Consider the following 3,804-nt stretch of genomic DNA (forward strand, 5'->3'; position numbering starts at 1 on the left):
AATTCCCCTGTAGTAGCTGCCGAAGGCTGCGATCTTTTGATCTTGTTTTTTAAGATCAACATCAAAAGATCGCAGCCTTCGGCAGCTCCTACAGGGATCGTATCGTCACCTGAAATGGCGTACCGCCAGCTCAAACCGCTGTACCAAAGCATCCGCAAAATCACCGGCTACCCCGCCTAAAAAACACAGCACAAATCCCCTGTAGGAGCTGCCGAAGGCTGCGATCTTTTGATCTTATTTTTTAAGATCAACATCAAAAGATCGCAGCCTTCGGCAGCTCCTACAGGGATCGTGTTGAGATTTGAATTGGCGCCATCGGAGACTTTTTCTGGTGAGATCGGACAGTGTCAGCGGCGGGGGCGGTTGTTAGGCTCATCTCCCACGGCACCTCCAATAAGAACCCGGCAATGAAGCTGACATTCCTCCTGTTGCTGCTTTGTGCAACGGCCCCAAGTGCTTGGGGCTGGTCGAACCATACGGTGGGCAGCTACCTGGCGTTGCAGGATCTGCCAGCGTTGCGCGATGCGCCGACCGTCGAAGTCGAGCCGCTGGAAAACTTCCTCACGCAGCAATACCAAGCCGTCAGCGCATTGCTGGAAGAGCAGGAAACCTTCGCCCGCGATCACTTCGCTCAATACCCGCCACGCCCCGATGCGCTGAAATTACCGGCCACGCCGAGTGACAATCTTCGCCACGACTTTTTCACCGCGCTGCGCATCAACCCGCAGATTCATCTGGCGATGGTCATCCAGCCATTACCCGGCAAAGACCTGCCCGAGCGCGAGCATTTGCAGGCCAATCAAGTCATGGTCGAACAAACCCTGTCACCGTGGAATCGCCAGCGCTTTATCGTCGTCGCCAACCACGAAAAAGTCGCGCCACTCGCGGTGCTCGCCAGCGCCGCCGACGAGCCGGATTACGGCCACGACATCAACCTGTTCAGCGACAACCCCGGCGACGCTGGCGCGCGCTACGGTTTCGGCCCGCAACCCTTTGGTGACGAGCGTTTCCAGTACAGCTCGCAAGCGCCGTTCCACATGGGCTTCTTCCACGAAAGCCCGGTGGTCTATGCCGCTGCCGGATTCCTCGAACGCAGTTGGCCGGACTGGCGCGCGTATCAATACATGGGCCTGGCGCGACTGGCATTTGCCAGCGGCCATCCGTATTGGGGTTATCGCTTTCTCGGCTGGGGCCTGCACCACGTTCAGGATCTGACTCAGCCGTATCACGCCAAGCCATTGCCGGGTGTCGATCTCGCCAGTCTTTTGCTGCTGGAAGGCAAGGCGCTGGCCGGTTTCTCCGCCGACAAACAGGCCTCCATCGAACGCGTTGCGACCCGGCACATGGAAGTGGAGAAGTATCAATCAACCTGGCTGCGGCGCTTGCTGCGCGCAGGCAATCCGCATCCGATGCTCGACGCTTATGCCGATATCGCCCAAGACAAAAGCTATCCGCCGTACTCGGTCGGTTACCTGCGCGAAGTGGTCAGCGCCGAGTCGGTCGATGATTCCGCCGCCTTCGACGAAGCGATCGGCCAGTGGCTGGAAACGGCGCCAGCGACCAGCGATTTCAGCAGCGGCAATCAGCTGCAACGCGAAGATTTCGACCATCCGGCACTCAATCAACAGCTGTTCAAACTGCTCGGCCATTTCGGCGCGCACAGCCGGATCTACGTCAGCGCGGGATTGGCGCCCTAGCCACCGCGACAGGACAAAAAACAATAAAAAAACAGGGAAGGAGGAACACATGATCAACACTCGATTGCGCCTGACGGGCGCGGCGCTCCCCGGTGTCGGCCTGGCAGGGCTGCTGCAACTGTGCGCAGTCGATGCGGCGCACGCGGTGGAGTTCAGTTTCATGGACAAACAGGTCACCGGTTCGATCGATACGACGTTGTCGTACGGTCGTATGTGGCGGGTGCAGGGCCGCGACAAATCCAACGATGACGTCAACACCAACGACGGCAATCGCAACTTCGACACCGGGCTGGTTTCCGAGGTGTACAAGATCACTTCCGAGCTTGAAGCCAACTATCAGAACTACGGTTTGTTCATGCGCGGCACGGGGTTTTACGACACGCAACTGATGGACAAGCGCAACAACTACTACGACAACAACAGCCCCTCGCAACCGAGCCAGAGCTACCCGCAGGACGACCGTTTCACCAGCCAGACCCGCGATATTGCCGGCAGCCGCATCGAGATGCTCGACGCGTATGTGCACGGCAGTTGGGACGTCGCGCAGATGCCGGTGACCGCCCGAGTCGGGCGACAAGTGTTCAACTGGGGCGAGGGGATTTTCTATCGCGGCGGGATCAACACCACCAACCCGGTGGACGCGGCCAAGTACCGTTTGCCCGGCGCCGAAGTTAAGGAAGTGCTGGTGCCGGTAGAGGCGCTGAGCTTCAACGTCGGCCTCACCGATTCGCTGACCATGGAGAGTTTCTACCAGACCAACTGGAAAGAAACCCGCATCGATCCGGTCGGCACCTTCTATTCGCAGACCGACCTGTTCGCCGATGGCGGCAACACCGGTTACAACAACTTCAGCGGCACCGCGCTCGACACGCCGGTGCCGGGGTTTGGCAACGTGATCGGCTTGTACAGTGCACTGGGTAACAACCCGTTGCTGAGTTCAGCCCTGCAAACCACCGGGCTGTACGCCAACGGTGTGACGCCTGCGTACGGCAACACGTTGAAAGTGGCGTCGATCGGCAAGGACTACAACGCGCGCAACGACGGGCAGTTTGGTTTCGCTTTCCGCTACATCGCCGAGCAGCTCAACAGCACCGAGTTCGGTTTGTACATGGTCAACTACCACGCCAAGGAACCGACGATCGCGGCGGATCTGGGCGGGTACAAGGGCATCGACATGGATGCGCTGACCAATCTGTTGTCCGGCGTTGCCGGCGATCAGGCCGGGGCGCTTGCCGGTGGTCTGGCCACGGCCGATGTGATGGGCAACATTCAGGCGCATCGTCGTTACGCCGAAGACATCCGCATGTACGGCTTCAGCTTCAACACCACGCTGGGCGAGGCCTCGGTGTTTGGTGAAATCGCTTATCGGCCGAACCTGCCGATCGGCGTCGCGGCCACCAACGATTTGATCGGCGACCTGGCCAACGGTGCGGCGGTGGCGGTGACGGGCCGGTCGATCAACGTCGGCGGGCAGATGGTCAATCTCAACAGCGAGATCAACAACGCCGAGCGCGTCGAAGCGTTCAACACCTCGCTGGGCACCATCTACAACTTCGGCCCGACGGCCTCGTTCGACTCACTGTTCGGCATCTTCGAACTGGCCTCGGAACATCTGCGTGGCAGCAGTTTGCAATACACCGCTTATGACGGCAGCACGCGTTATTACGCGGGGACCGGTAACTATTCCTATGTGTCCGGTGGTGATCGCGATGATCAGGTCAACCGCGATTCCTACAGCTACACGGCGATGCTCAACGGCACGTGGAACGACGTGTACGCCGGGGTCAACGTCTCGCCTTACATCGTTTACAAAGACGACTTTCAGGGCAACAGCTACCAGGCCGGCAACACCATCGAAGGTCGCAAGGCCTACACGCTGGGGATCAAGGCCAATTACCAGAACAAGCTCGAAGCCGAATTGCAATACACCGAGTTCTACGGCGGCGGACAAAACAATGGCATCCGCGACCGCGACAACGTCGGGTTCAACCTCAAGTATTTCCTTTGATACCCAGAATACCGACGCACCCCTTGTAGGAGTGAGCCTGCTCGCGATGGCGGACTTTCAGTCGCAGTAGTTTTTGCCTGATACACCGCTATCGCGAGC

The 3,804-nt window shown here is 58.9% G+C and carries 3 protein-coding genes; all 3 read left to right on the forward strand.

Going from position 1 to position 3,804, the window contains the following annotated elements; genetic code table 11:
- Positions 1–180 (forward strand): hypothetical protein (locus QMX93_RS30175; RefSeq protein WP_282359239.1); only part of this gene is annotated, 180 nt, incomplete at its 5' end.
- Between the two features lie 227 nt (positions 181–407).
- Positions 408–1,697: a phospholipase gene (locus QMX93_RS30180; RefSeq protein ID WP_282359241.1), complete on the forward strand. Its 1,290-nt coding sequence runs from the start codon at positions 408–410 to the stop codon at positions 1,695–1,697.
- 49 nt (positions 1,698–1,746) lie between these two features.
- Positions 1,747–3,705 (forward strand): DUF1302 domain-containing protein, encoded by a 1,959-nt coding sequence (locus tag QMX93_RS30185; protein ID WP_053116990.1) that lies wholly within the window; start codon positions 1,747–1,749, stop codon positions 3,703–3,705.
- The last annotated feature ends 99 nt before the right edge of the window (positions 3,706–3,804 follow it).

The sequence above is a fragment of the Pseudomonas sp. PS01303 genome (assembly GCF_029959385.1).
In the GTDB taxonomy this organism is placed as follows: Bacteria; Pseudomonadota; Gammaproteobacteria; order Pseudomonadales; family Pseudomonadaceae; genus Aquipseudomonas; species Aquipseudomonas rustica.